The sequence below is a fragment of the Nostoc sp. PCC 7524 genome, assembly GCF_000316645.1.
Classification (GTDB): Bacteria; Cyanobacteriota; Cyanobacteriia; order Cyanobacteriales; family Nostocaceae; genus Trichormus.
This window is the reverse complement of record NC_019684.1, coordinates 2,538,594-2,562,919: the sequence shown is the minus strand read 5'-3', so window position 1 is coordinate 2,562,919 and position 24,326 is coordinate 2,538,594. Positions and strand designations below refer to the sequence as shown.

18 protein-coding genes are annotated in these 24,326 nt (G+C 42.9%); 12 read left to right on the top strand and 6 right to left on the bottom strand.

Translation table 11 applies throughout. From position 1 onward, the window contains the following. Window positions 1-25: 25 nt before the first annotated feature. Window positions 26-559: a GAF domain-containing protein gene (locus NOS7524_RS10145; RefSeq protein WP_015138387.1), complete on the top strand. Its 534-nt coding sequence runs from the start codon at window positions 26-28 to the stop codon at window positions 557-559. A gap of 196 nt (window positions 560-755) precedes the next feature. Here the strand turns inward: NOS7524_RS10145 and NOS7524_RS10140 are convergent, their stop codons facing one another. Next, complete coding sequence (locus NOS7524_RS10140) at window positions 756-6,857, bottom strand: translocation/assembly module TamB domain-containing protein (RefSeq protein WP_015138386.1); 6,102 nt, start codon at window positions 6,855-6,857, stop codon at window positions 756-758. 333 nt (window positions 6,858-7,190) lie between these two features. Between NOS7524_RS10140 and NOS7524_RS10135 the strand changes: the two genes are divergently transcribed. From NOS7524_RS10135 to NOS7524_RS10125, 4 genes are all read left to right on the top strand, one after another. Further along, a complete protein-coding gene (locus NOS7524_RS10135) occupies window positions 7,191-7,619 on the top strand; it encodes a DUF3110 domain-containing protein (RefSeq protein ID WP_041555269.1) in 429 nt (142 codons plus the stop codon). 89 nt (window positions 7,620-7,708) lie between these two features. Then, on the top strand, window positions 7,709-8,635 hold the full coding sequence (gene murQ / locus NOS7524_RS10130) for an N-acetylmuramic acid 6-phosphate etherase (protein WP_015138384.1): 927 nt from the start codon (window positions 7,709-7,711) through the stop codon (window positions 8,633-8,635). 17 nt (window positions 8,636-8,652) lie between these two features. Further along, entirely contained in the window at window positions 8,653-8,838 is a 186-nt protein-coding gene (locus NOS7524_RS29950) for a hypothetical protein (protein ID WP_085999909.1), read from the top strand. 46 nt (window positions 8,839-8,884) lie between these two features. Then, on the top strand, window positions 8,885-10,363 hold the full coding sequence (locus NOS7524_RS10125; protein WP_015138383.1) for a site-2 protease family protein: 1,479 nt from the start codon (window positions 8,885-8,887) through the stop codon (window positions 10,361-10,363). A gap of 73 nt (window positions 10,364-10,436) precedes the next feature. Here the strand turns inward: NOS7524_RS10125 and NOS7524_RS10120 are convergent, their stop codons facing one another. Next, a complete protein-coding gene (locus tag NOS7524_RS10120; protein WP_015138382.1) occupies window positions 10,437-11,687 on the bottom strand; it encodes a glycoside hydrolase family 10 protein in 1,251 nt (416 codons plus the stop codon). Between the two features lie 484 nt (window positions 11,688-12,171). On the opposite strand from NOS7524_RS10120, the gene NOS7524_RS10115 reads away from it, so the two are divergent. Both NOS7524_RS10115 and NOS7524_RS10110 read left to right on the top strand, forming a co-directional pair. Further along, window positions 12,172-12,669: a hypothetical protein gene (locus NOS7524_RS10115; protein ID WP_015138381.1), complete on the top strand. Its 498-nt coding sequence runs from the start codon at window positions 12,172-12,174 to the stop codon at window positions 12,667-12,669. A gap of 281 nt (window positions 12,670-12,950) precedes the next feature. Beyond that, on the top strand, window positions 12,951-14,087 hold the full coding sequence (locus NOS7524_RS10110) for a hypothetical protein (protein ID WP_015138380.1): 1,137 nt from the start codon (window positions 12,951-12,953) through the stop codon (window positions 14,085-14,087). Window positions 14,088-14,090: 3 nt separating this feature from the next. On the opposite strand, the gene NOS7524_RS29945 is transcribed toward NOS7524_RS10110, so the two are convergent. Continuing rightward, on the bottom strand, window positions 14,091-14,231 hold the full coding sequence (locus NOS7524_RS29945) for a hypothetical protein (RefSeq protein ID WP_015138379.1): 141 nt from the start codon (window positions 14,229-14,231) through the stop codon (window positions 14,091-14,093). Between the two features lie 390 nt (window positions 14,232-14,621). Between NOS7524_RS29945 and NOS7524_RS10105 the strand changes: the two genes are divergently transcribed. The 5 genes from NOS7524_RS10105 (at window position 14,622) to NOS7524_RS10085 (ending at window position 21,226) form a co-directional block, all read left to right on the top strand. Then, window positions 14,622-16,016 (top strand): tyrosine phenol-lyase, encoded by a 1,395-nt coding sequence (locus NOS7524_RS10105; RefSeq protein WP_041555268.1) that lies wholly within the window; start codon window positions 14,622-14,624, stop codon window positions 16,014-16,016. A 654-nt stretch (window positions 16,017-16,670) separates the two neighbouring features. After that, complete coding sequence (locus tag NOS7524_RS10100) at window positions 16,671-16,850, top strand: hypothetical protein (RefSeq protein ID WP_015138377.1); 180 nt, start codon at window positions 16,671-16,673, stop codon at window positions 16,848-16,850. 223 nt (window positions 16,851-17,073) lie between these two features. After that, the gene (locus NOS7524_RS10095; RefSeq protein WP_015138376.1) at window positions 17,074-19,704 is read left to right on the top strand and encodes a trans-splicing intein-formed DNA polymerase III subunit alpha N-terminal partner DnaE-N; all 2,631 of its coding nucleotides are present in this window, start codon (window positions 17,074-17,076) and stop codon (window positions 19,702-19,704) included. Window positions 19,705-19,785: 81 nt separating this feature from the next. Continuing rightward, window positions 19,786-20,271 carry a GNAT family N-acetyltransferase gene (locus NOS7524_RS10090; RefSeq protein WP_015138375.1) on the top strand — a complete coding sequence of 162 codons (486 nt, stop codon included), beginning with the start codon at window positions 19,786-19,788 and terminating at the stop codon, window positions 20,269-20,271. 343 nt (window positions 20,272-20,614) lie between these two features. Beyond that, window positions 20,615-21,226, top strand: coding sequence for a TetR/AcrR family transcriptional regulator (locus tag NOS7524_RS10085; protein WP_041555672.1), 612 nt, complete (start codon window positions 20,615-20,617; stop codon window positions 21,224-21,226). 422 nt (window positions 21,227-21,648) lie between these two features. Here the strand turns inward: NOS7524_RS10085 and NOS7524_RS10075 are convergent, their stop codons facing one another. From NOS7524_RS10075 to NOS7524_RS10065, 3 genes are all read right to left on the bottom strand, one after another. Then, window positions 21,649-22,632, bottom strand: a complete 984-nt coding sequence (locus NOS7524_RS10075; protein WP_015138372.1) for a protochlorophyllide reductase — start codon at window positions 22,630-22,632, stop codon at window positions 21,649-21,651. Window positions 22,633-22,857: 225 nt separating this feature from the next. Next, the gene (locus tag NOS7524_RS10070; RefSeq protein WP_015138371.1) at window positions 22,858-23,793 is read right to left on the bottom strand and encodes an alpha/beta fold hydrolase; all 936 of its coding nucleotides are present in this window, start codon (window positions 23,791-23,793) and stop codon (window positions 22,858-22,860) included. Between the two features lie 92 nt (window positions 23,794-23,885). After that, window positions 23,886-24,305: a DUF4112 domain-containing protein gene (locus NOS7524_RS10065; RefSeq protein WP_235622417.1), complete on the bottom strand. Its 420-nt coding sequence runs from the start codon at window positions 24,303-24,305 to the stop codon at window positions 23,886-23,888. Between the last annotated feature and the right edge of the window lie 21 nt (window positions 24,306-24,326).

Below are 24,326 nucleotides of genomic sequence, written 5' to 3'. Positions count from 1 at the left end.
ATTCCAGAACATTACCTGTCTTCCCATGACTGACTTAGCTTTACCTGCAAGTATCCAAAGTATTCTGGAACAACACACTGAACCAGATTCTCTATTGTCTGCGTTACTTCCGGTACTGGGAGAAGAATTAGATTGCGATCGCTGCTTCCTCTACCTACGAAATCCGGATACTAAGTTTGGCAGAGTTACCCACTGCTGGCGACGGCATCAAGATATTCCAGATATTGGAGAACTAGATTGGAAATTAGAGCCAGCATCGCTACCACAAGAAGACCCGATGTTTGCTGCTGCGTTGCGGACTGAGCCATCTATTTATGTGGAAGACGTAGAAACCGCAGATCCTGGTATTGTTAACAAAGAATTTGAGCGCCAAAACTTTGGTCATCGAGCCTTGATTCACGCCCACTTATGCCACGATGGTCAACTCTGGGGAATTTTGCAGCCTTGTATCTTCAGTCAAAAGCGAGTTTGGTCACAATCTGACCGTGCTATGGTAACTCAACTGGAAACTAAATTAATACCTTTGGTTATTAACTACGTTCAAGTTGTATCTAAGTAGCTCAGTGTTAAAAATTATCGCTATGGCAAGGCAGGAGGCAGGAGGCAGAAGGCAGAAGGGAAGAGGGTTATAGCTTTGTTTACCTTTCTTAACTCAGTTTTGTTTTTTCCCACCGACTTACTTAGTTCTCGCAAACATCAAATAGGAGTGCTATGGGTGATTTGTTTCCAACAATCTTCAATCCCCAATTCCCAGATCAAAACCGTGTTTGATACTCAATTACAGCGCGACTATCATCGTCTAAATTAGTCGAACCACGCACACGGACTTTATCATTCAGGCGATAATTAATCCCCCATTGGAAGGGGTCATTGGCTGTCAAAATCTTGATGGCGGAAATAGAAAACTTGGTAGAAATATCAACCCCTGCTTCAGCTGCTAATTCTATACTAGAACTGCTTCTACCTGCTTCGGGATTATTAGAAATTACAGTAGGAAATATCCGTAGTTCACTCAAACCCAAAGCACCACCAATTTGGGTAAATGCAGACTGAAAGTTATTGAAAACGGCTGAACCTGCAATATTAATTAAACCTAGGGTACTATCAGCACGCCCTTGGGTATTGACAAAACCACCACCTAATAAGGCGACAATTTCGTTTTCACTCCGCGATGGACTACTTGTTAAGTCTAGACTTTCATTGAGTCTGCTAGCAGGGCCATTGACCACAGCATCCACACGCACACTCTCTAATGCTGCTAAACCTGTAGGATTGAGTCTGTTACCGCTAAAGTCACTGTTTTGGACTACATCTAAAACTTTGGCAAATAGCTGGACATTTAAATCGGGATCGCGGGGTTGACTAGCTCTAAAAGTAGCAGTTTGTTCAGCACCGCGAGCTAGTTTAAATTGGGTAGTGAACAAATTCACCCCGCCATCTCGTAAGCGGATAGTACCAACAGGGATGGGGTCGGCAAAAGTACCATTGACTGTGAGATTACCCGTAGCGCGGAAGCTTAAAATTGGTGGCCGGGTAATTTGGAGGTTGTTGCCTAATTCTAGTTCTAAATCATTAAACCTAGCGATCGCATTTCCATTGCTTACGTCTTGTTTATTCTGTTTGTTCTGGGTTGGTAGTGTTATACCAGCATTACTCGTGGCTGTGGGATTGGCGTTGGCAGATTCTGCTAGCAACACCTGACCATCATACAAACTCACCTTACCACCCACGGCTGGATTCAAAGCAGAACCAACAATCTGCAAATTGCCACTTGCGCCACCTTGATACAATCCCTTGAGGCTTAAGGTTAACTGGTCAAGGTTAACAGTCAGGGGATTGTTGATTGCTAGGTCGTTGTTAAATATGGGAATTTCTCCACCAGCTTCTACTTTGCCACGGCTAAATCTGCCTTGCAAATTTTCGACTAAGATACGGTCAAAATCAAACTGTACTCTACCTGTCACATCTCTGACTTTTTCTGGTAAAGCCTGAGCAGAAAATGTTGCACCTTGGATAGTGGCGATACCATTAACAATTGGTTTTTGTCTGGTTCCCCTGACTGTTATATCTACTACACCTTCACCTTTTTCAAAAGCTACTTGATTAGTTAACAGGTTTAATAGTGCTAACCCTTCATTTTCAACTTTCACATCCAGACTGATATCGTCGCTATTGGGAGCTACAGAAGCAAAAGGCAATTTATAGGGTATGCTGCCATTAATATTTACAGGTTCTGGGCCAGCTACGGCTACGGTACTACTAAAGTTTAAGCGGCCATTAGCATAACTGAAGCTGGCGTTGGCTAACTCTAATGGGCTTTGATTGAGTGTACCATTGTTGATTTGCAATTCGCCTTTAGCTTGGGGGTTGGCAATGCTACCTGCTAAAGCTGCTGAACCGCTAAGATTGCCTGTAATGCCTATGGGGAGGTTGACGAAATTGTTCAGTACCTGGAGAGGAAAGTTACTCACTCGCAACTGACCAGATTGGTCTTCACCGCCAATGTTGCCGGCGAAGGCTACCAGGCTATTTTCGGATTCAATCCGTAAAGGTCGCAACTGTAAAACGCCATTAGTAAAACTACCTTCAGCAATTACTTTATCGGCTTTATAGAAGCGGTTAGAATCTGTTTCTTTACCCCAGGCGAAGTTTTGACCATTCAAGTTGAACTGTACTGCTAGACCTTGAGGGGTGGTAGTATCTACAGCGACTTCACCGCTAAAGGTTCCCTGTAAATTCGCTAAATCCGGTATCGGTGAACCATTGCGCTGTTGTTCTTGTTCTGCTACTAAAGCGTTAATTTCAGCAAATTTCTTGAGTTGGTCAAGTAAAGGACGATTCGGTAAACCTGGGGAATACGTGATCAGATCCTCAGCTTGACCATAATTTGCTTCGGAAGGATCACGTTGAAAATCTTGGAGTTCAAATATCTGTGCTACGGTCAGCACATCTTGAATGTTGCCTTGGTTAACGTTGAGTTTTCCTTGGATTTGGGGACCTTTAGGGGTCTGAGCAATATTACCTGCTAAGGTGTAACGACTGCTACCTTTGATAAAGGTACCACTGGATAGGGTGGCTGTACCATTGTTGTAGCGGAACTGAGCTGTTAATTGATCGCCTTTAATCCTACCAATGGCTGGATTAGCGATCGCTAAATTTCCATTTGTAGCAAATGTGCGTTGGTTAACTTGCAAATCTCCGGTTAATAATCCAGCGACTTTCCCCGCACCCAAACGCAGATTTGGCGGCGGTGACAAATTCAAAATTTGTAAGGGGAAGTTGGCAACTTTCACCGTCCAATCATTCCCCCGGACTTGACCTTGGGCAAAGGCTTGCTGCCATTGTACTAGGAAGGATTCCGGGCGATTATTGGCGTTAAGATTTAAGGCGATGCGATCATTATTCCCTCGCAAATCTAAATTTAACCCCTGCCCTGTCTGAATCCTGCCAGTTAACAAGGGTTCAAACGCAATGCCTTGCACAACTAAGTCTTTTAACCCGATTTGCCCAGCTACATTGGGTAAGGGTAACTTGCCAGTGATGCGACCGTCGAAATCCACCTTGCCTGTCACCGCTACCTGATTAGGTAGAGTCACAGGTAACTGTTGCAGGTTAAAATCTTGGGCTTGGACGTTGAGATTTAAGGCTGTAATTTCTGGTATCCCCGGTTTTGTGGCATTGGCTAAGATGTCTCCACTGACATTTAAACCAGGAGCAGCAGCCTGTTGAATTGTCAACCTTTGCCCATTCCAAGCGAGAGAGGCTGTCAGGGGTCGTTCAATTCCCGGTAAGCCTTGGGATAACTGCACCTGACCAGCCGCTTCTATATCAGCTAATCTAGTTGAACCCAAATTACCCGCTAACTGCAACTGTCCGCCCAGCTGCCCCCGCAATTGTTGATTCAAGCGATTTAACTGCACACCCGTTGCAGCCACTGCGGTTTGATAGCGACCATTAGCAAGTTGAATGTTGGAGAGTGCGATATTACCACCTGCGACATTTAGCTGTGCTTGTCCACTGGCTTGGATGGTTTGGGGACTAATAGAAGTAACTGAACCTGCTACATTTAATTGTCCAGTTAAATCGCCTTGGAACTGAGGCGGGACATTTGCCAAGCGTTGTACAGGGACGTTGTTGGCTTGGACTTGTGCCTGATAGCTTCCGTTAGCTACTTGAATATTGGTGGCGGTGAGTGTGCCATTACCCACATTTAGCTGTGCTTGACCACTAGCTTGGATACTTTGGGGGTTAAAAGCATCCACTGCACCCGCTACATTTAATTGTCCCGTTAAATTACCTTGGACTGGGACATTTGCTAAGAAGCGTTGTACAGGAACATTATTAGCTTGAATTTGTGCCTGATAGCTTCCGTTAGCTACTTGAATATTTGAGGCGGTGAGTGTGCCGTTACCCACATTTAGCCGTGCTTGGCCACTAGCTTGGATACTTTGGGGATTAAAAGCATCCACCGCACCCACTACATTGAATTGTCCAGTTAAATCGCCTTGAACTGGAACAGCCGCCAAGCGTTGTACAGGCACATTATTAGCTTGGACTTGTGCTTGATAGCGTCCGTTAGCCAATTGAATATTCGATGCTGTGACTGTGCCATTACCAACATTTAGCCGTGCTTGGCCACTAGCTTGGATACTTTGGGGGTTAAAAGTATTCACTACACCAGCTACATCCAATTGTCCAGTTAAATTACCTCGAACCGGGACAGCAGCCAAACGTTGCACAGGAACATTGTTAGCTTGGACTTGTGCCTGATAACGACCGTTAGCTACTTGGATATTTGAGGCTGTTACCGTACCCCCAGCCACATTGAGAGTAGCTTGACCAGTGGCTTGTAGAGTTTGCAGGCTGAAATTTTCTCTGTTACCTGCGACTTGGAACGTGCCATTAACAGGATTAGCCAAAGCTGGGGGAGCATTTTTGAGGATGCGTCCTAAGCGGACATTATTAGCAGCTAAACTGGCGGCGAAATTTTGGTCTTGGAGTTGGATGTTTGCGATCACAATTCTACCACCACCAATTTGCACCCCAGCCCCCTCGGAGCGAATATTAGCAATGGCAAAAGGTTCAGCCGTACCGGTGACTACAAAACGACCGTTTAACGCTGCCCCTGCCAAAGAAATATTTTGTAGTTGCTCTGGGTTAACAAACGGTGCTAAATTCACCCCGGACGCTTGAGCCACAGCTTGCCAGCGTTGATTGACAAAGCTACCATAACCCCGCACCGTACCACCAGCCACCCGCGCCACCACATTACGGAATCTGTAGTTACGATTAGCACTAACTATCACTTCACCAGTAGTGGGATAGATCGCCCCAGGAGCTTGGAAATTGACTAATGTTTGGGCATTTGTAGGAGTTCCAGTTACTTGGGCGGTAGCTGCAACCGTGCCAATTTTAACAGCAAGATTGGGGTTGTAGAGTTTAGCGATCGCATCCCCAGCAACATTATTAGCCGTGAAATTTAAATTTAATTGGGGGTTTTCTCCCAGTTGGATAGTACCACCACCTGCGATCGCGCCGCCGACTGTGGTTGTTCCCTGAACCTCTTTTAAAGTAACTAAGGCCTCATTAGGCAAAAACTCAAACTTGCTACTAACACTCTTAAAATTAACTTTATCGATTTGGGCTGTTTTGACGGTGCTAACAGTGCCTGAAAGGATAGGCTGTGTAAGTGTTCCTACTATTTGCAATTGTGCTTGTAATTGCCCAGCTACAGGTACAGGCAGTTTTAAGTTGAGAGTTTCTTGGGCATTAGCGACACTTACACTATTTACCCGCCCAGCTAGCTTATAGCCTGCTTGAGTGTCAATAATCCCCGCCGCTACTAAAGGAATTTTGCCATAGTTAGTATTAATATTCTCCAGCTTGATTTCCGTTCCCTGGAAGTAAAGATTGCCTTGAGTATTTGTTAATAATTGGGGTGTACGGGGGATCTGAAGCGTGACGTTATTTAAGTCAGCACTACCAGATATCATAGGGCGTTGTTCTGGGGCTAACTGAATTTGCAAATCGCCATTAACTCGACCCGCTTGTAAATTTAGTGGTAACTTCACAATGCGGGTAACATTGCTAGCCAGAATGTCTTGTGCTTGCAGTTGAAGATTAGCCACTAAGGTTTTAGGGCGGACATCTCCCTCAATGGCAATTTTCCCGCCACTGTCTGCTTCACCTTGGACAGTGTATTTAATTAGTTGATTGTTTTCCAGGAATGCGGCAGTTCCTTGGACTTGGGAGAAGGAGATGGGGGTGGGGGAGGATGGGGGAGTGAGGGAAGATGGGGGAGTGGGGGGAGAATTTTCTACTTTGTCTTCTTTTTCCTGCGGCACAAGTGTCACATTGCCATTACGGAAACGCAGACTATTTAAATCAGTCTTAATCGCTCCGGCTTTTCCTGGTGGTGCCAAGGTTGTGGTAATCCAACGTCCTTGTTCATCCTGTTCAATGTAAGCATCGGGATTGACTAGGGTAACATCTAGATTTAGTTGACGATTAAAAATTAACGGTAATGGGTTAAAACCGACTTCTACAGCATCAACTGCTACCCGATCGGGATCTGTAGGGGTGGCGGGGATAGCAGAAGCACCAAACTTTACGCCTGTAAGTGAGAATTCTGTGACTTTTCCTAGTGTTACCGGACGGTTAAGTGTATCGGTGAGACTTGTTTGTGCTAGCGGTGTTAACTCTTTTTGGATAAAAATCCACAACCGCCAAGTACCGCCGATTAACCCCAGCAGCAAAATGCTTCCTAGGGCGATGCCACCACGTTTCAACATCAGCAACCACAAACGCTTGCGGTCATTATTAGGAGACTGATTATCTTGAGGAGAAGACTTAATCATGCGATTTCACTTGTTGTTGCTGGATGTGGTGGTCACACTACTAGCACTATGGGCATATTACTACGCCAATACCAGGATACAAACCAATCGATGATTTTGACATTCGAGTTAACTCTGTAGGTAGAGGAATTAAGAAGTGAGGGAAGATGTGGAAGACAAAGTAAAAGTTTTTCTCCCCCAGTCCCAGTCCCTAGTCCCCAGTCCCTAGTCCCCAATCCCTAGTCCCCAATCCCCAACAATCTGAATTAAAGTGAGAATTATTGCTGTGACTTTCCCAGGTACACGGTCTAGAACTTTAATAATTAATAGATAGACCTCAGAACAAAAAGACAGATGATTACGCCAATGCGGGTTTTTATTTTGATTTTTAACGCTCACACGGAAAATGAGGGGATTCATTCGGTACGCGTGGGCGATCGCGATAAAATTCTCATGTTTGAATCCCAAGATGATGCGGTGCGTTTTGCTTTGATGTTGGAAGCTCAAGATTTCCCCACCCCTACCGTCGAAGCTATTGACGCTGAGGAAATTAAGGAGTTTTGCGAAAGTGCGGATTATGATTGGGAACTGATCCCAGAAAATAGTGATTTGGTGATTCCGCCAGAAATCAACGTAGAAGAAACTGAGTGGCGAGCTGATGGTCAATATAATGACACTGGCGATGGCAGTTTCAATGATGATGATGTACCACCCGCAGAAGAAACTGAATTTTCTGCGTCTGAACTGGAAACTATTCGTCGCAAATTGGAAGGATTGTTGTAACTTAGTCATTTAGTCAATAGTCCATAGTCAATAGTCCAGAGTTAATGGCAATTGACCAAGATCAAAAACAGACGTGCAGGCTAGTATAAATGACAAATTTGCAGGAACGCGGGCATTTATTGACTGAACAGGTCAATCCTTTGAGTCTCAACTTAGACCAACTCAGTTGTTTGGAGTTGGTGGAACTGTTTAATAGTGAAGATCATAAGGCAGTGGCAGCAGTGGCGGCGGCTAAGGCTGAGATAGCAGCAGCAATTGAGCGCACAGCAGAACGTTTACGTCAGGGTGGACGCTTGTTTTATGTTGGTGCGGGAACAAGCGGTAGATTGGGGGTATTAGATGCGGCGGAGTGTCCCCCGACTTTCTGCACGCCCCCAGAGTTGGTACAGGGGATTATCGCTGGTGGTGCTGGCGCACTGGTACGCAGTTCTGAGGATTTAGAAGATCGTGCCGAAGATGGAGATGGCGCGATCGCACAACGTCATGTGACTCAGTTAGATGTAGTAGTGGGAATTACTGCCGGTGGGACAACGCCTTTTGTCCACGGTGCGATCAATGCAGCCCGTCAACGGGGGGCATTGACAATTTTCATTGCTTGTGTTCCTGCGGAGCAAGTCAGGTTTGAGGCTGATATTGATATTCGTCTGTTGACAGGGCCGGAGGTGTTAGCAGGTTCTACCCGTCTGAAAGCAGGTACAGCCACGAAGCTAACGTTAAATATTTTGTCTACTGGGGTGATGGTGCAACTAGGCAAAGTTTACGGCAATCGCATGGTGGATGTGGCAGTAACAAATCAAAAGTTACGCGATCGCGCCTTACGCATCCTACAAGACCTCACCGGTTTAAGTCGAGAAGCCGCAGGTTATTTATTAGAACGTAGCGGTAAATGGGTGAAGCTGGCATTATTCATGCACTGGACTGGTGTAGACAAAGAAGTAGGCGATCGCCTGTTAGCAGAACACCAAGGTAATCTCAAAACTGCGATCGCTAGTTATAAAAGCCATCAAAAGTCCTGAAGTAAAACAGGTGACAGGTGACAGGTGACAGTGTGTGTATTATCTTTTCTATTCCCCAGTCCCCAATCCCCAATTCCCAATCCCCAATCCCCAATCCCCAATCCCCAATCCCCTGTCAACTATTCCCCAATCCCCTGTCAACTATTCCCCAATATCCTTGGGCAGACTACAGCCCTCGTTATAGATTAGTAATGTATCTATAACACCGGACTAATTCGGGCTTAGTCTTTCACAGCGAAGGGTTTGGAAATGTTTACTTCGTCAGAGACTCCTATACTGGGAATCATTTTACTCGTAGCTTGCGCCATTTTGGGTTGGGGCTTTTATCGCGCCAGACCTTTTGGAAAACTGGGAATCTTGGCCTGGTTGCAGTCGGTGGTATTAATGGCTCCCTGGCTGTTATTCTTCGGTTTGTTTGCAGCCGGAATTTATATCAATATAGTTGGTATCTTGTTCTTGGTGGTAGGTTCTGCTGGGTTGTATATCTACTTAGGTAGACAGTTGCGAGCGGCTGGGCAAGATGCCATCCTCAAGCAACGCGCAACCCAAAGGCTGGCTGAGGAATCTGCTCAAACATCAGAAACTGTACCACAGCCAGCAGTTGTTGTGGAAATTATGCCAATTCCAGAAGCAGATTTGAGTGCGATCAAAAGCATTTTTGGCATTGATACATTTTTCGCCACAGAAACCATCGCCTACCAAGATGGGGCAATTTTTAAAGGCAATCTGCGCGGTGAACCGCAAGAAATTCATCATCGTTTGACAGCCAGCTTAAAACAAAAACTGGGTGATCAATATCGCTTGTTTTTAGTTGAAAATACTGATGGTAAACCCGTGGTGATTGTTCTGCCTAGCAGCAACGATCCACGTCCGACGACGCTACCACAAAAAGCCTTTGCAGGAATTCTGGGTTTAGCAACGATTGCCACTAGCCTAGAAACTGCGGGATTACTACTCAATTTTGATTTACTTGGCACCCCAGCACGATTACCAGAGGCTTTACCCATCGGCTTGGGTATATTTGCCATTTTGATCGCTCACGAAATCGGACATTGGTTACTAGCGCGTCGCTATCAAGTGCGCCTGAGTTGGCCTTTCTTTTTACCGGCTGTACAGATTGGCTCTTTTGGCGCAATTACCCGTTTTGAGTCGCTATTACCTAATCGCACAGCATTATTTGATATTGCGGTTGCGGGGCCTGTGGCTGGCGGTGCTGTATCCTTACTGATGCTGATTGCTGGCTTGCTACTTTCTCACCAAGGTAGTTTGTTTCAGTTACCCAATCAGTTTTTCCAAGGTTCAATTTTAGTCGGTAGTTTGGCGAGGGTTGTCCTCGGTTCCGCGTTGCAATCACCTGTAGTAAATGTCCATCCCCTAGTGGTGATTGGTTGGCTAGGTTTAGTTATCACCGCTTTAAACTTAATGCCAGCCGGACAATTAGATGGTGGACGGATTGTGCAAGCAATTTATGGCAGAAAAACCGCCAGCAGAGCCACTATCGCTACTTTAATTCTCCTAGCTTTGGTCGCCCTTGGTAATACTCTGGCGATGTATTGGGCAATTGTCATTGTCTTTCTACAACGGGATTTGGAACGCCCCAGTTTAAACGAAATCTCCGAACCCGATGACGCAAGAGCTGCTTTAGGTTTATTGGTTTTGTTCTTGATGATTACCACCTTGTTACCATTAACCCCCGGTTTGGCTGGAAGGTTGGGAATTGGCGGGTAATATCAATTCAAAATTCAATATTCAAAATTTTGTAGAGACGTTGTATGCAATGTCTCTACGAAAATCTGAATGGTTAAGGTTTCCAACCTGTTAGCAAATTGGGATATTTGGCTGGTGTAGAAAAGATGTTCTGGAAGGCTGTCTGACGTTCTTGGGGTTTTTCTTTAGTTAAGTTCCACAAGGTTTCATAGAAAAAGAAAGAGACTCCAGCAAAATTGCGATCGCGTGTTTTCTGCACTTGGGTTTGAATCTGTTGCATGGGTACGGCTCTATTTTTCAAGCCAGTTAAAATCCCAATACTTACGGGAATATGTGATTTCGCGGCTTTCACTTCTGGATACTCTAATTCCCTAACAAAGACGTTGAGATCATCCCGATAAATTTGCAAGACTAAATCTTCAATCAAACCCATACGTTCCCAGCGTTGCCAGTCTGCTAAAAAGTATTCGTAGGAGAAACGCTGCGGATTCGGTGCAACGGACACTATACAATTTGGTTTCACAGCTTTAATGGCTGTAAATACCCGCTTCATGAACTGAGTGATTTTATTGGCTCTCCACCTCACCCATTCGGGATCTTTGGGATTTTTAGAAGGTGCTTGCCCACGATGTTCTCTTTTGTACAAAGCGACGGTGTAGGGATCATAGCCCAGTTCTGAGGGTAAGCCAAAATGATCATCGAATTGAATACCGTCAATATCGTAGTTTTTGACGATTTCTACAATTAAATCTTGAATGAATTGTTGTACATCGGGGCGAAAGGGACTTAACCACACCCGATCATGTATGCCTTCTTTGACAATCCTTGTACCATTGCTGCGATTTGTCAGCCATTGGGGACGGCGTTTGGCTAGTAGAGAATCAGCCGGAGCCATAAAGCCAAATTCAAACCAAGGAATTACGGTTAAGCCTTGTTTGTGTCCCTCAGTAACGATTTCTTTGAGCATATCTCGCCCTTGTAAACCTGGGGTGGGATCGAGCGATCGCCCAATGACTTTAGCTGCTACTTGACTGGGATACAGTGTATATCCCCAATTCCACACTGCTGGATATACTGTATTGAAGTTAAGTTCATCTAGTTTTTGTAAAGCTGTTTTTAGGCGATCGCGTCCAAACAAAACATCGCTATCAATATTAGTCAACCACACCCCTCTTAATTCCGATGCCAAAGATGTGTTCGGGGTGATTTGCGCGTTTAAAGGAAACGATAACATCACTGTAGCTACTACGCTCAAAACCAGCATGACGGCAAATAATGCCTGCTTACTTTTGTAATAACTATTCCGCAATAAAAACTTCACACACCACTTCACAAATATTTTCATAAGTCGTTACAGGCAGCACAAAAAACCATGAAACATGACGCTACGAACAGCTAGATGTTGCTTGATTACTCGTTGATGTAATGAGTAATAAGTAGTGAGTAATGAGTAATGAGTAATGAGTAGTGAGTAATACCCTTGATTTTAAGATAACTGATGACTCTTACTCCAGGGTTCAGCACTAATTCCGATTATCTGTCTTTTTTCTTAATACTTAATTTATACAAGTTAATGAAAGTTTATTTATTCTTTGCATATCACTTGTATGACTTGATGATGCTACTGTGTGAGTATAAATATACTAGCTTTATATTTAGTTGCTAAATGTGAATTGTTTACCTAATACTGAATTCATAGTGTAAATTTAGGATTATGCTAAATACTAATTGAAAAGTTTCCATCTACTTACTGAGGGGATACTTAAATCTCAAATCTGGTTGGCTAAGTAAATTCACTGTGTTATGATCAAATTAATCAGGATTTAGTCATGAATAGTTTAAGTAACCCGCAAGATAACCCAGCAAATACTATAGCAGCCACCAAAAGACTAGCAAGAGCGATCGCGGTGGCTAATGGGGAATTTTCCTTGATATTAGCTTGTTGTAACTCTGTGAAAAAACAACAGCAGATACTGACTTCACTCAAGCAATCTGCATCAGTCAATATCCAAGAGATCATGCTGTTGCCCACTGATGAGACACTGTACACCACAATTACAACTACACTTGGTACTCATCACCCTGAAGCTTTAATGATTATGGGTTTGGAATCCGTAGCAGCAATTAATCAACTCATTACCAGTGCAAACATCATGCGCGATGAGTTTCGCAAAACTTTCCATTGTCCCTTGGTGTTGTGGGTAAATGAGGAAATTCTGCAAAAATTAGTCTGGTTAGCCCCTGATTTAAAAAATTGGGCAGCCAATACCATTAAATTCGATGTTCCTAATCCTCAGTTCGTTGAAAATACCGTTCTCAGTGCTTAATGCAATTGTAGATATAGCAGGCAATAGGTAATAGGCATATTTCATGGTTAAAGAGCGATCGCTTCATATAGCTCTATATTTCTATACAAATCATACGGAACAAACAATCAGTATATCAGCGTCTATCTTCACATCTGCATCAAAAGACAGATAAACAAACAATCCCACCTAGCTTAAATTAGGAAGAAAACTCTCTTTTGTTCTTTTTAGCTAGATGTTAGCTTCTCATCTTTGCAATATTGATTTTTATTGCTACTCATCAGAATTTTATCTGACCAATTATGCTGCAAATTTATCGTAACACTAAACAAGCTCGAATTCTGACTGCTGTAATTTTGACTGGCATTTTATCTGTTAGTAGTGGATTTATCTTCATCAAAAATGCCACCGCTTTATCTACTGATTATTCTGCACAGACACCAAATCAGCTGCTCAAAGGTAATATCAAATCAAATCGCTTACCGCAGAGAGTAGCTAAAGCTGTGCTGCAAGATGTATCTCGTCGAGCCGGAATTGCTATCAGAAACCTCAAAATTGCAGATTCCCGTCAACAAACTTGGCGCAATGGTTGTTTAGAACTCCAAAAGCCGGAAGAACTCTGTACTCAAGCTTTAGTTCCTGGTTGGCGAGTGACAGTTACTTATCGTCGGCAAAGGTGGGTTTATCATACCAATCAGACAGGTACTGTAATTAGATTGAATGAAAAAGCTAGCAGAATTAATAACAGCCAATTGCCTCAAAATGTCAGAAATGCCGTTTTGAGAGAAGCCAGAAAAGTATCGCGATTACCAATTAGTCGTCTCAGAATTGTCAAGTTTCAACCGAGAGATTGGGTTGATGGTTGCGTCAATGTTACTTTTCCTAACCCTTGCGATCAAATTGTGGTTTCTGGTTGGCAAGTAAATGTAGCGGCTGGCAATCGCAACTGGGTATTTTTTACCAATGAAAATGGTTCTCGAATTCAGCTGAGTCAAGATGCTGGCACAATCGGTGATAGAAATGCTGTTAAACCAGTACGTATTCCCTCCCATGAGTTACCACCACCTTTAGATAGAGGTGTAGTATTTCGGGAAATCTCCAGTGGTGGCTTTGCTGGTAGAACTTACGAAACAGTGTTACGTAATGATGGGGTTGTGATTCGGGTGCGGATGGGTGATGCTAATGATTCTGAGCGCAGTGTGCGCCGCATTTCTCGCCAAGATGTCGAGCGGTTTCAGCAATTACTCCAACGCTATAGATTTAGTAATTCTCAAAATCTCCTTTACCCAGCACCTAGAGGAGCAGCTGATTATATCAGCCATACCCTAACTAGCCGTCAGGGTACAGTACAGTACAACGATATTTCACAACATAACTTACCGCAGAATTTACAGACGGTGATTCAAAGTTGGAATCAACTTCTTAGCACCGCTCAATAATTACTAATACAGATGAGAAAATCTTGTCAAAATTAGTAAAAGGACAACTAAACCACTAATCCAAAGAGCCAAAGAACCCCAACTAACTGAATCTTGGCTGACTTTCTGCCATAAATTAGTAACTAGGTTATTCCGAACTGCCATGTTATAACCTCCGATGATGCTTAAATTTAGATGTGAAAGTATTGCGCTGTAATTAGATAAATTAATCCAGCTAGAAATAAAGATATTTTCTAGCTGAGATTAAAACAAAACTTTACAAAAAGATATTTGTTGATGCCTATATTTATTTTCTTATACAAAAATGTTACAGTTTCTCAGTTTGGCAATTTTGAAAAGAATCTTAATGCTGCCTTAACCTTGATAAAAAGCAGATGAGCAAAACCCCGTGAGGCTCACGCAATTAAAATACGTTAAATGTATGAAGAGTAATAGCAATATTTGTAACAGTATTTGCCACTAGAGATTGTGGACACCAAAATAGTATGCAACTAACACCAGTCTGGATATAGGAGTAATGAATCTGTGACTGATATGAAGCATACTTCCCCACGCCGCCGGCGTTCTTGGGCTGAACCATACAAAATCAAAGTGGTTGAGCCGTTAAAAATTACTTCCCGTGGGGAACGAGAGCAGGCGATCGCCGAAGCTGGTTACAATACTTTTTTATTACGCTCTGAAGATGTCTACATAGACTTACTCACTGATAGCGGTACAGGTGCGATGAGTGACTATCAGTGGGCAGGGATGATGCTAGGTGATGAAGCCTACGCAGGCAGCAAAAATTTTTATCACTTAGAAGCAAATATCCAAAAGTATTACGGTTATCGTTATCTTGTCCCCACTCACCAAGGAAGGGGTGCAGAAAATATTCTGTCCCAAATTCTCATCAAGCCAGGTGACTACATACCCGGCAATATGTATTTCACTACTACGAGGCTGCATCAAGAGTTAGCCGGCGGCACATTTGTCGATGTGATTATTGATGAAGCCCATGATTCTAAATCTCTCCACCCATTCAAGGGTAATATCGACTTAGAAAAGCTGACAGATTTAATTCGGCAAGTCGGTGCAGAACGCATCCCTTATATTAGTGTTGCCGGTACTGTGAATATGGCTGGTGGACAGCCGATTTCTATGGCGAATATGCGGGAAGTCTACCAGATAGCCCAAAACTACGGTATTTTGGTAATTCTAGATGCTACCCGTGCTGTGGAAAATGCTTACTTTATTCAGCAACGGGAAGAGGGTTATCGTCATCAGGCGATCGCTACTATCTTACGGGAATTCTGCTCTTACACTGACGGTTGTACGATGAGCGGCAAGAAAGATGCTCTAGTTAATATCGGTGGTTGGCTAGCTCTCAATGATCCCAATATCTATGAAGAAGCCCGGAATCGCGTAGTTATCTACGAAGGATTACATACCTATGGCGGTATGGCTGGGCGAGATATGGAAGCAATGGCGCGGGGTATTGAGGAATCAGTACAAGACGATCATATTCGGGCCCGTGTGGGACAAATCGAATATCTAGGCAACAAATTACTAGATTGGAATATTCCCATTGTCATGCCTATTGGTGGTCATGCAATTTATTTAGATGCTAAACGCTTTTTACCCCACATCCCCCAAGATCAATTTCCCGCCCAACGATTAGCAGCAGAACTGTATGTAGAAGCTGGAATTCGCACAATGGAACGGGGTATTGTCTCCGCCGGACGAAATAAAGATACTGGTGATCATTACTATCCAGATTTAGAACTGGTGCGTTTGACGATTCCCCGGCGTGTTTATACACAAGCCCACATGGATTTAACAGCCGAAGCCGTTGATGAAGTATATTACAATCGCGATCGCCTGGGTGGAATGCAAATGATTTACGAGCCAAAATATCTCCGCTTCTTTCAAGCCCGCTTTGAATTACTGTAGCGGTAACTATAGGACTCATATTTGATTTTTGTTGGCGTAGCCTGCGCTAGCGCATAAAAACTCAGTACACCCCTACTTCCCTTCTTTCCTATTGCAAGAGTGCCTATTGCAAGAGTGCCTATTGCCTACCTACGCAAATCATTTGGCTACGCCACGTTACACGAACAGTAATCAAACCGGATTCCTATATTTGAACTTAGTATTAGGGGGTAGTAATGATTGCTGACTATTCCCTAATTTCTATCTGAATGCAACTGCGTATAACTAATACCAATAGGTTAATTTTTAAACATAAACACATCAAAAATTATATCTGTCAACATCATAAAGTTTGATGTTAACCCTATTGATTTCTATGATTGCGACTGTGATGATAAGTATATCCAGGGCAGAAATTAAGTTTTTTATACTTGACTTATTCTTAGCATCTATTTTACCTACCGTTACTATAAGTATAAATACTCTGACAGGGAACTTTAGGCGGAATAGCCAGTCTGACAAATGTGGCAGAAATATTTACGTAAAATTCCGCAATTGCCACCAGGACAAATGAATGTGTATCATGGCATCTTTAACAAGAAAATTAGTATCTGGTAGTGTTTTTCCTAAGTTCTAACTGTTGCAACACTGTTTTTATTTTATTTTGTTCATCTTATGGCTGATAAACACAACAAAATTAAATTTCCTCTTTGGCAGTATCTCAACCAACCTTTATTTAGCCGTGATTCTAAATTAGAACTCAATCCTCGTCGTTTTGCCTATAGCTGGCGAATTGGACTTTTAAAACGGTGTTGGAATAAAGAATGTGATGCCAAAGGGCCACAACAGCATTAAATTTTGCCCAACTGCTACACACTAAGCCTCGTCTATAGAACGTGGCTTTTTGCGTTTTGGGGATTGGGGACTGGGGATTGGGAATTCAGAGGATAACTATTGATTAATGTATCTCTTGACACATGGTCTTCGGAAGTGAAAATTCTGTAAACGCGTTAATCTAGTATCCCGTTGCTGGATACAATCTGGCGCACCAAGGTTTGGTTTGTGCTGGGGGAACTATATGTCTTTTGTACCTTTACACATTCACAGTGATTACAGTCTGCTGGATGGCGCAAGTCAGCTACCAGATTTGATTGATCGGGCTATTGAACTAGGGATGAAAGCGATCGCAGTTACTGATCATGGTGTCATGTATGGTGCTGTCGAACTGCTCAAAATCTGCCGCAGTAAGAATTTTAAGCCAATTATCGGCAACGAAATGTATATCATTAACGGCGATATTGAAAAGCAAGAACGCCGCCCCAAATATCATCAAGTTGTTTTAGCAAAAAATACTAAAGGTTACAAAAATTTAGTTAAATTAACTACAATTTCTCACCTCAAAGGTGTACAAGGTAAAGGTATTTTTTCTCGTCCTTGTATTAATAAAGAATTATTACAAAAGTATCATGAAGGGTTAATTGTCACCAGTGCTTGTTTAGGGGGAGAAATTCCCCAAGCAATTATGAGCGGTAGACCAGATGCTGCTCGCAAAGTTGCCCAGTGGTATAAAAATGTTTTTGGCGATGATTTTTATTTAGAAATTCAAGACCACGGTTCTCAAGAAGACCGCATTGTTAATGTTGAAATCGTCAAAATTGCCCGTGAGTTAGATATTAAGTTTATAGCTACAAACGACTCTCATTTTATTTCTTGTTTTGATGTGGAAGCACATGATGCTTTGCTTTGCATTCAAACAGGCAAGCTGATTATTGAAGATAACCGGATGCGTTATAGCGGCACAGAATATCTCAAATCTGGCGATGAAATGAGGCTGTTATTTCGTGATCATTTACCCGATGATGTCATTGCTGAAGCCATAGCTACCACTGAAGAAGTTGCCGATAAAGTTGAGCCTTACCAAATTATGGGTGAGCCTCGCATTCCCAATTACCCCATTCCTGCTGGTCACACTGCTGATACTTACGTCGAAGAAGTTGCTTGGCAAGGACTGTTAGAAAAATTAAATCGTAAATCGCGCAGCGAAGTAGATCAAGTCTATAAAGAAAGGCTGGAATATGAACTAAAAATGTTGCAACAGATGGGTTTTTCCACCTACTTTTTAGTTGTGTGGGACTACATCAAATTTGCTAGAGATAATAACATTCCTGTCGGGCCAGGTCGGGGTTCTGCGGCTGGTTCATTAGTCGCTTACACAATGGGAATTACTAATATTGATCCAGTGCATCACGGGTTACTATTTGAGCGATTCTTAAACCCCGAACGTAAATCCATGCCTGATATCGATACAGATTTCTGTATTGAACAACGGGATAAAGTTATTGATTATGTCACAGAGAAATACGGTAAAGAGAGAGTAGCACAAATTATCACCTTTAACCGTCTAACTTCTAAAGCAGTATTAAAAGATGTCGCCAGAGTATTAAATATTCCCTATGGGGAAGCCGATAAAATGGCGAAATTAATTCCTGTGGTGCGGGGGAAACCAACTAAACTCAAAGTGATGATTTCCAATGAAACCCCAGAGCCAGAGTTTAAAGAAAGATATGATAATGACCCTAAAGTTCGCCATTGGATTGACATGGCTATGCGAATTGAAGGTACTAACAAAACCTTTGGGGTTCATGCCGCCGGGGTAGTTATTTCTGCCGAACCATTAGATGAAATTGTTCCCTTGCAAAGAAATAATGATGGGTCTGTAATTACCCAGTATTTCATGGAAGACTTAGAATCAATGGGTTTGTTGAAAATGGACTTTTTGGGTCTGAAGAACTTAACCATGATTCAGAAAACCATTGATTTAATTCAAGAAAATCATGGTTTTACAATAGACCCCTATGAAATTACCAACCAAGAACGCAAAGCCCAAAAAATCTTAGCTAAAGGTGAATATAAAACTCTCCCCAAAGATGTCCAAAAGACTTACGAACTTTTAGAATCTGGTGAATTAGAAGGGATATTTCAATTAGAATCTTCAGGGATGAAGCAGATAGTGCGAGATTTAAAGCCCTCTAACATTGAAGATATTTCTTCTATTTTGGCACTTTATCGACCAGGCCCCTTAGATGCCGGATTGATTCCTAAGTTTATTAACCGGAAACATGGACGAGAAAATATTGATTATGAAAGCCAGATTTTAGAACCTATCTTAAATGAAACCTACGGCATCATGGTTTATCAAGAGCAAATCATGAAAATTGCTCAAGATATGGCTGGTTATTCATTAGGTCAAGCTGACTTGTTACGCCGTGCTATGGGTAAAAAGAAAGTATCAGAGATGCAGAAGCAGCAAGAAAAGTTTATTGATGGTGCAACTAAGAATGGTGTGAAAAAGCAGGTAGCTGAGAAGCTATTTGATGATATGTTGAAGTTTGCTGAGTATTGTTTAAGTTATGACACAGAAATTTTAACAGTGGAATATGGCTTTTTACCCATCGGCGAGATTGTGGAAAAAGGTATTGAATGCACAGTTTTTAGTGTTGCTAGTAATGGCATTGTTTACACCCAGCCCATAGCTCAATGGCATAATCGCGGACAACAAGAAATATTTGAATATTGCTTAGAAGATGGTTCAATAATTAGGGCAACAAAAGACCATAAATTTATGACTCAAGATGGGCAAATGTTGCCGATTGATGAAATTTTTGCCTGTGAATTAGATTTGTTACAAGTGCAGGGATTACCGGAGTAAAGGACTGCCAATTAAAAACATATTTTATCGCTGTGTAAGCAGGGGAGACAAGGGAGACAAGGGAGACAAGGAAGAAAAACCATGAGTTCTAAGCAAATATCTCTGCGAACTGCACAAGCAACAGACGCATGGGCGATAAGTGCAATCCATATAGCGGCGATTAAAGCTCTCCCAACAACTTGGTACACCCGCGAAGAACTCTTAGCTTGGCGCAATTACCGCGATAAGCCAGATGGGGCTAATATCTTGAAAAATCTGAAATTAGACACTGTTTGGGTGGCAGTAGAGCATGACATGATTACAGGATTTGCTAGTTATATCGTTGATGAATTAATTGCCCTATATGTCCATCCTCATTATCAAGGGCAAGGAATTGGACGTACTTTAGTTGAGCATTTTTGCCACACAGCTACTACACAAGGCGTAGAGAGAGTAGTAACAACCGCTAGCCTTTATGCAGAAGGTTTCTATTTAAGACTGGGTTTTACTTCCATCAAAAGAGTACCGCATCACTTAGGCAGTGGGTTAGTAGTACCAGTAATGGAGATGAGCAAAGAATTAGGATAGAGAAAGTGCAATCATGTTTCAGACAAATGCGACACTCAAACCTCTCATAAAACCCCTATCTGCCTTACTCTGCGTGAACCTCCCTTTGGGTGACGCTCCTAGCGTCGCTAACGCCGCGCTAACACCAGTCGTCTACGGAGGGAAACCCTCCTACAACGCTGGTTCACCACGCTCCTTTGCGTTAAAACCATATTGTATTTTTAGTATCGATAGTGTCTCACACAGTAATTAAGGTTAATATTTCTGATATACATCAAACTTTGATTTAACCAAATTTTAAGAAAATCATTAATTGCTTCTTTAAAAAAAATCCATAATGCAAACAAGTCCTAAAAATCAAATAATGATTAAAACTGTCCGTTCGGCTGCTCTCACTCGCACACGTTTGATAGAAGCTGCTTCACAGGTATTTGCCCGTTTTGGTGTTCAAGGAGCAACTACCCGTGAAATAGCCCGTGTTGCTGGTGTGAATGAGGTGACTTTATTTCGTCACTTCGCTAGCAAAGAACAACTTTTAAAAGCAGTAATTGAAAATGCTTTAGCACTGCAAACAGAAGCCCTAGCCCATCCAGAAGCATGGACACAGGATTTAAGAACTGACTTAAAGCACTATGCCCAGATGTACAATACGATGCTGGAAGCCCAAGAAGACTTAATTCGTAACTTTATTGGCGAAGCCAAACGTCATCCTGAAGCAGCCAAGCAAGTTATAGAAGAGGCTGTCAAGCCTTTGGAGGAGAAACTGGTGGCTTATCTGGAATCATGCCAGAGGCGAGGAACTGTCAGAACTGACATCAATCCAGCACCAGCCATTGATATGTTTAAAGGAATGCTGCTAGCAGGGATGCTTTGCCGTAATGCCAAACTCAAGCAAAACAGCTATAGCAGTGAGGAATATATCGAAACTTGTGTAGAGGTTTTTGTCAGGGGAATTGAAAGGGGGAGTGGGGAATAGGGAGTGGGGAGTGGGGGTATTAAGCGGGGACGATTGAGGGATTGTGACAAAAGAAAGGCAGAGGGCAGAGGGCAGAGGGCAGAAGAGAAGAAAACTGCTTGTTGGGTTCAAGCCCCAACGCCACTTGCTATATGCCGGGGAACCCTTTCGGTGGTCGCACCCTGCGGGAAGGCTAACGCCAACATGGGGGAAACCCCCAAGACCGCGCCACCTCACCACCGCAGTGGCTCAACGCCAGTTCTCTCAAGTCGGGAAACCCGCCCACGAGACTGGCTCCCCCTTGTGGGTGGCTTTTTCCTCCTTCTGCCTCCTGCCTCCTGCCTTCTGCCTTCGATTGACACCTCCTCAATCGTCAGCCCTAAGTTTTTTCTCAAAGTTCAGATTTAATGGTTAGCCGCGCTTGGGGTTTTACCGGCGTATATCTATCTGGCAACCGCTTGTGAACTAACGGGTGTCAGTCCAACTAAGCCTTCGCTCAAATCCCACATCCGCTTGGCTTTGGTATCATCACTAGCCTGGGGCGAGACTTGTTGTACAAATGACTGGCGGTTTTTCTTTTGACGATTGCCCCAGCTCCAATATACGCCGGATTTGGCGTATTCAGGATCAGCAACTACCATTGCCACCCGTTCGCCAGCTAGTTCTTCCGATACAAAACCGCCGGTAATGTATCTTTGGAAGATGGGGAACAGTTTTTGGAATAAGGGATAGTGATTGCGGAATAGTGCTGTTGTCGCTACACATCCAGGATATAGAGAACTGAAGATAATTCCTGTAGAGTCGTGATATCGCCGATGCAGTTCTCGCATGGTGAGGATGTTGCAGACTTTGCTATCTTTATATGCTTTCACGGGTTCAAACTTTTTGCCGTCAGCCATTGTAATCGGCGCTTTGAAGCCTTCAGCAAAGCCTTGCAAATCTCCCAAGTCTGGGCGAGGTGGAATTTTGCCGCCCAGTTCATTGGGGTTATGGGTGACAGTTCCTAAAATTACCAGTCTGGCTTGAGAAGATGATTTTTTCAAATCATCCAGCATGAGGTTACACAGCAGAAAATGGCCGAGATGATTTGTGGCCATGGTTAATTCATAGCCTTCTGGGCTGCGTAGTGGCTCTTTAATGAGAGGCATATAAATAGCCGCATTGCACACCAAAGCATCTAAGGATTTACCGCTAGCCCGGAAGTTATTCACAAACTGCCGCACACTTTCCAAAGATGCCAAGTCAATGTGCATGATGGTATAGCTATTTTCTGGCATTCCTACAGCTTGGGCAGCTTTTTGGGTTTTTTCCAAATCGCGACAGGCCATAACTACGTGCCAGTTTCTGTCGGCCATGGCTTTGGCGGCGTACAAACCAACCCCCGAAGAGGCTCCTGTAATCACAACTGTTGACTTGCGTGCTTCCATTCTCTTGGGACTTCTCTAAGTGTCGTTGAGTTTAGTTTTTTTATGATCTCATACCATGTTTGCCATCAGCTGTGCTGTTTTTGGGAGTTAGCTGGCAGGAGACAAACGGTAGAAGGTGAAAAGCAGGAAGGAAAAGGGTTTTATGGCTTAATATTTCTTTGCATAACGTGTTAATTTTTTTATTAGTTTTCAATTTTTAAAATCCCTAAATATATCGATACATATTTACAAGCAATCAGTATCTTTAAGGAATTTTAAAATTGCCTGATTCACTACTTTGGCAGCACCAGTTGAGGCATCATGACAGCAGTTATCCAAAATCTGGAATTGGGAATTGGGTAGTGATTGATGTAATCTTTCGCCATGACTAGCGGGAAACCAACTATCGCGATCGCCCCATAAAATTAGAGTAGGGCAATCTATCCGGTCTAAATTCTGTTGAATTTGACTGAGCATATTGGGTTTATTGGCTTGGCAATGCTTAATCTCTCGTGCTGCTATCTGTAATTCTTCTGCAACTTTGACCAGAGTACCAGGAAGTTCAATAAATGGATAAGTAATCCAATAAACATCTTCTGGGGTAAGAATAGAGGGATCAAATAGAACTTTGCGCCTTTCTATGGCCATAATTTCTCGGACTAGCGGCGCGAACCAATACGCTAACCGTAAATCGTCAATTGTTTGTATTACTTCTAGGGGTGTTTGAGCCAGGATTTCCATTGCCCAATGGGGTAGGCGCTTGGTAAAAATGGGCGCATTAATCACGACTAATCGCTCGATTAATTCAGGATTTTCTTGAGCCAAAGCTAAAGAAATTAATGCCCCGATAGATTCACCGACAATGATGGCGGGTTCATCACATAAAGCCTGAATAATTCTTGCTAATTCAATAACTTGATGTCCATTTTGTTCTCGACGCAACCAAGGTTTATCAGAAAAACCGAAGCCTTTCGCATCAAAACAAATGACTCGAAAATGTTGCGATAAGGGAGCTACACTATAACGCCAATTGTAACTCCAACTACCCATGCCGTGTAATAAAAATAGCGGTTTACCTGCACCTTTTTCACCGTATGCAATTTGCACAGGATAACCGTGAACATCACTAATCACCAGACTTTGCCGCCCTTTGGGAAAAGTCGCTTGCCACCAATCTTTCATCAATGAGTTAACTTAAAATTTTTTAGGCAGTTTACAGAAGTCTAATTAGTATCACGGCTGAGGTAAATCCGACAATAGTAGTCAGGAATTATTTACTTAACATGATGCGATCGCGGAAAATTTAAGTGTTGTTCGATTAACTTGAGATTGTATTCATTGGCTGTCCAAGCAAAATCAAAGATATCACCCAAAACCGGGATACTACCTACTAAACTATCAATAATAATATTCACAACCATTTTACTTAAAGTTTTTTTAGGAATTCCCAGTCTGGCTGCTTCTACCACAATGTAGCTAGCAAGTACGAGTCCTAAAACATCACCACCAACCGGAATTAATCCCAGAATAGGATCTAAACCCAGAGCAATTGGTGTACCGGGAACAGCAACAACTTTATCTAATAGACGACTCAATAGACGCAGACGCTTTAAAGTCGCTAGTTGAGCATTATAGTCAGCAGAAGAAACATGAGGCATTATAGGCGATCGCTCATCAAAAATGAAATTGCCCAATATTTTACTGCTAACTGGCGA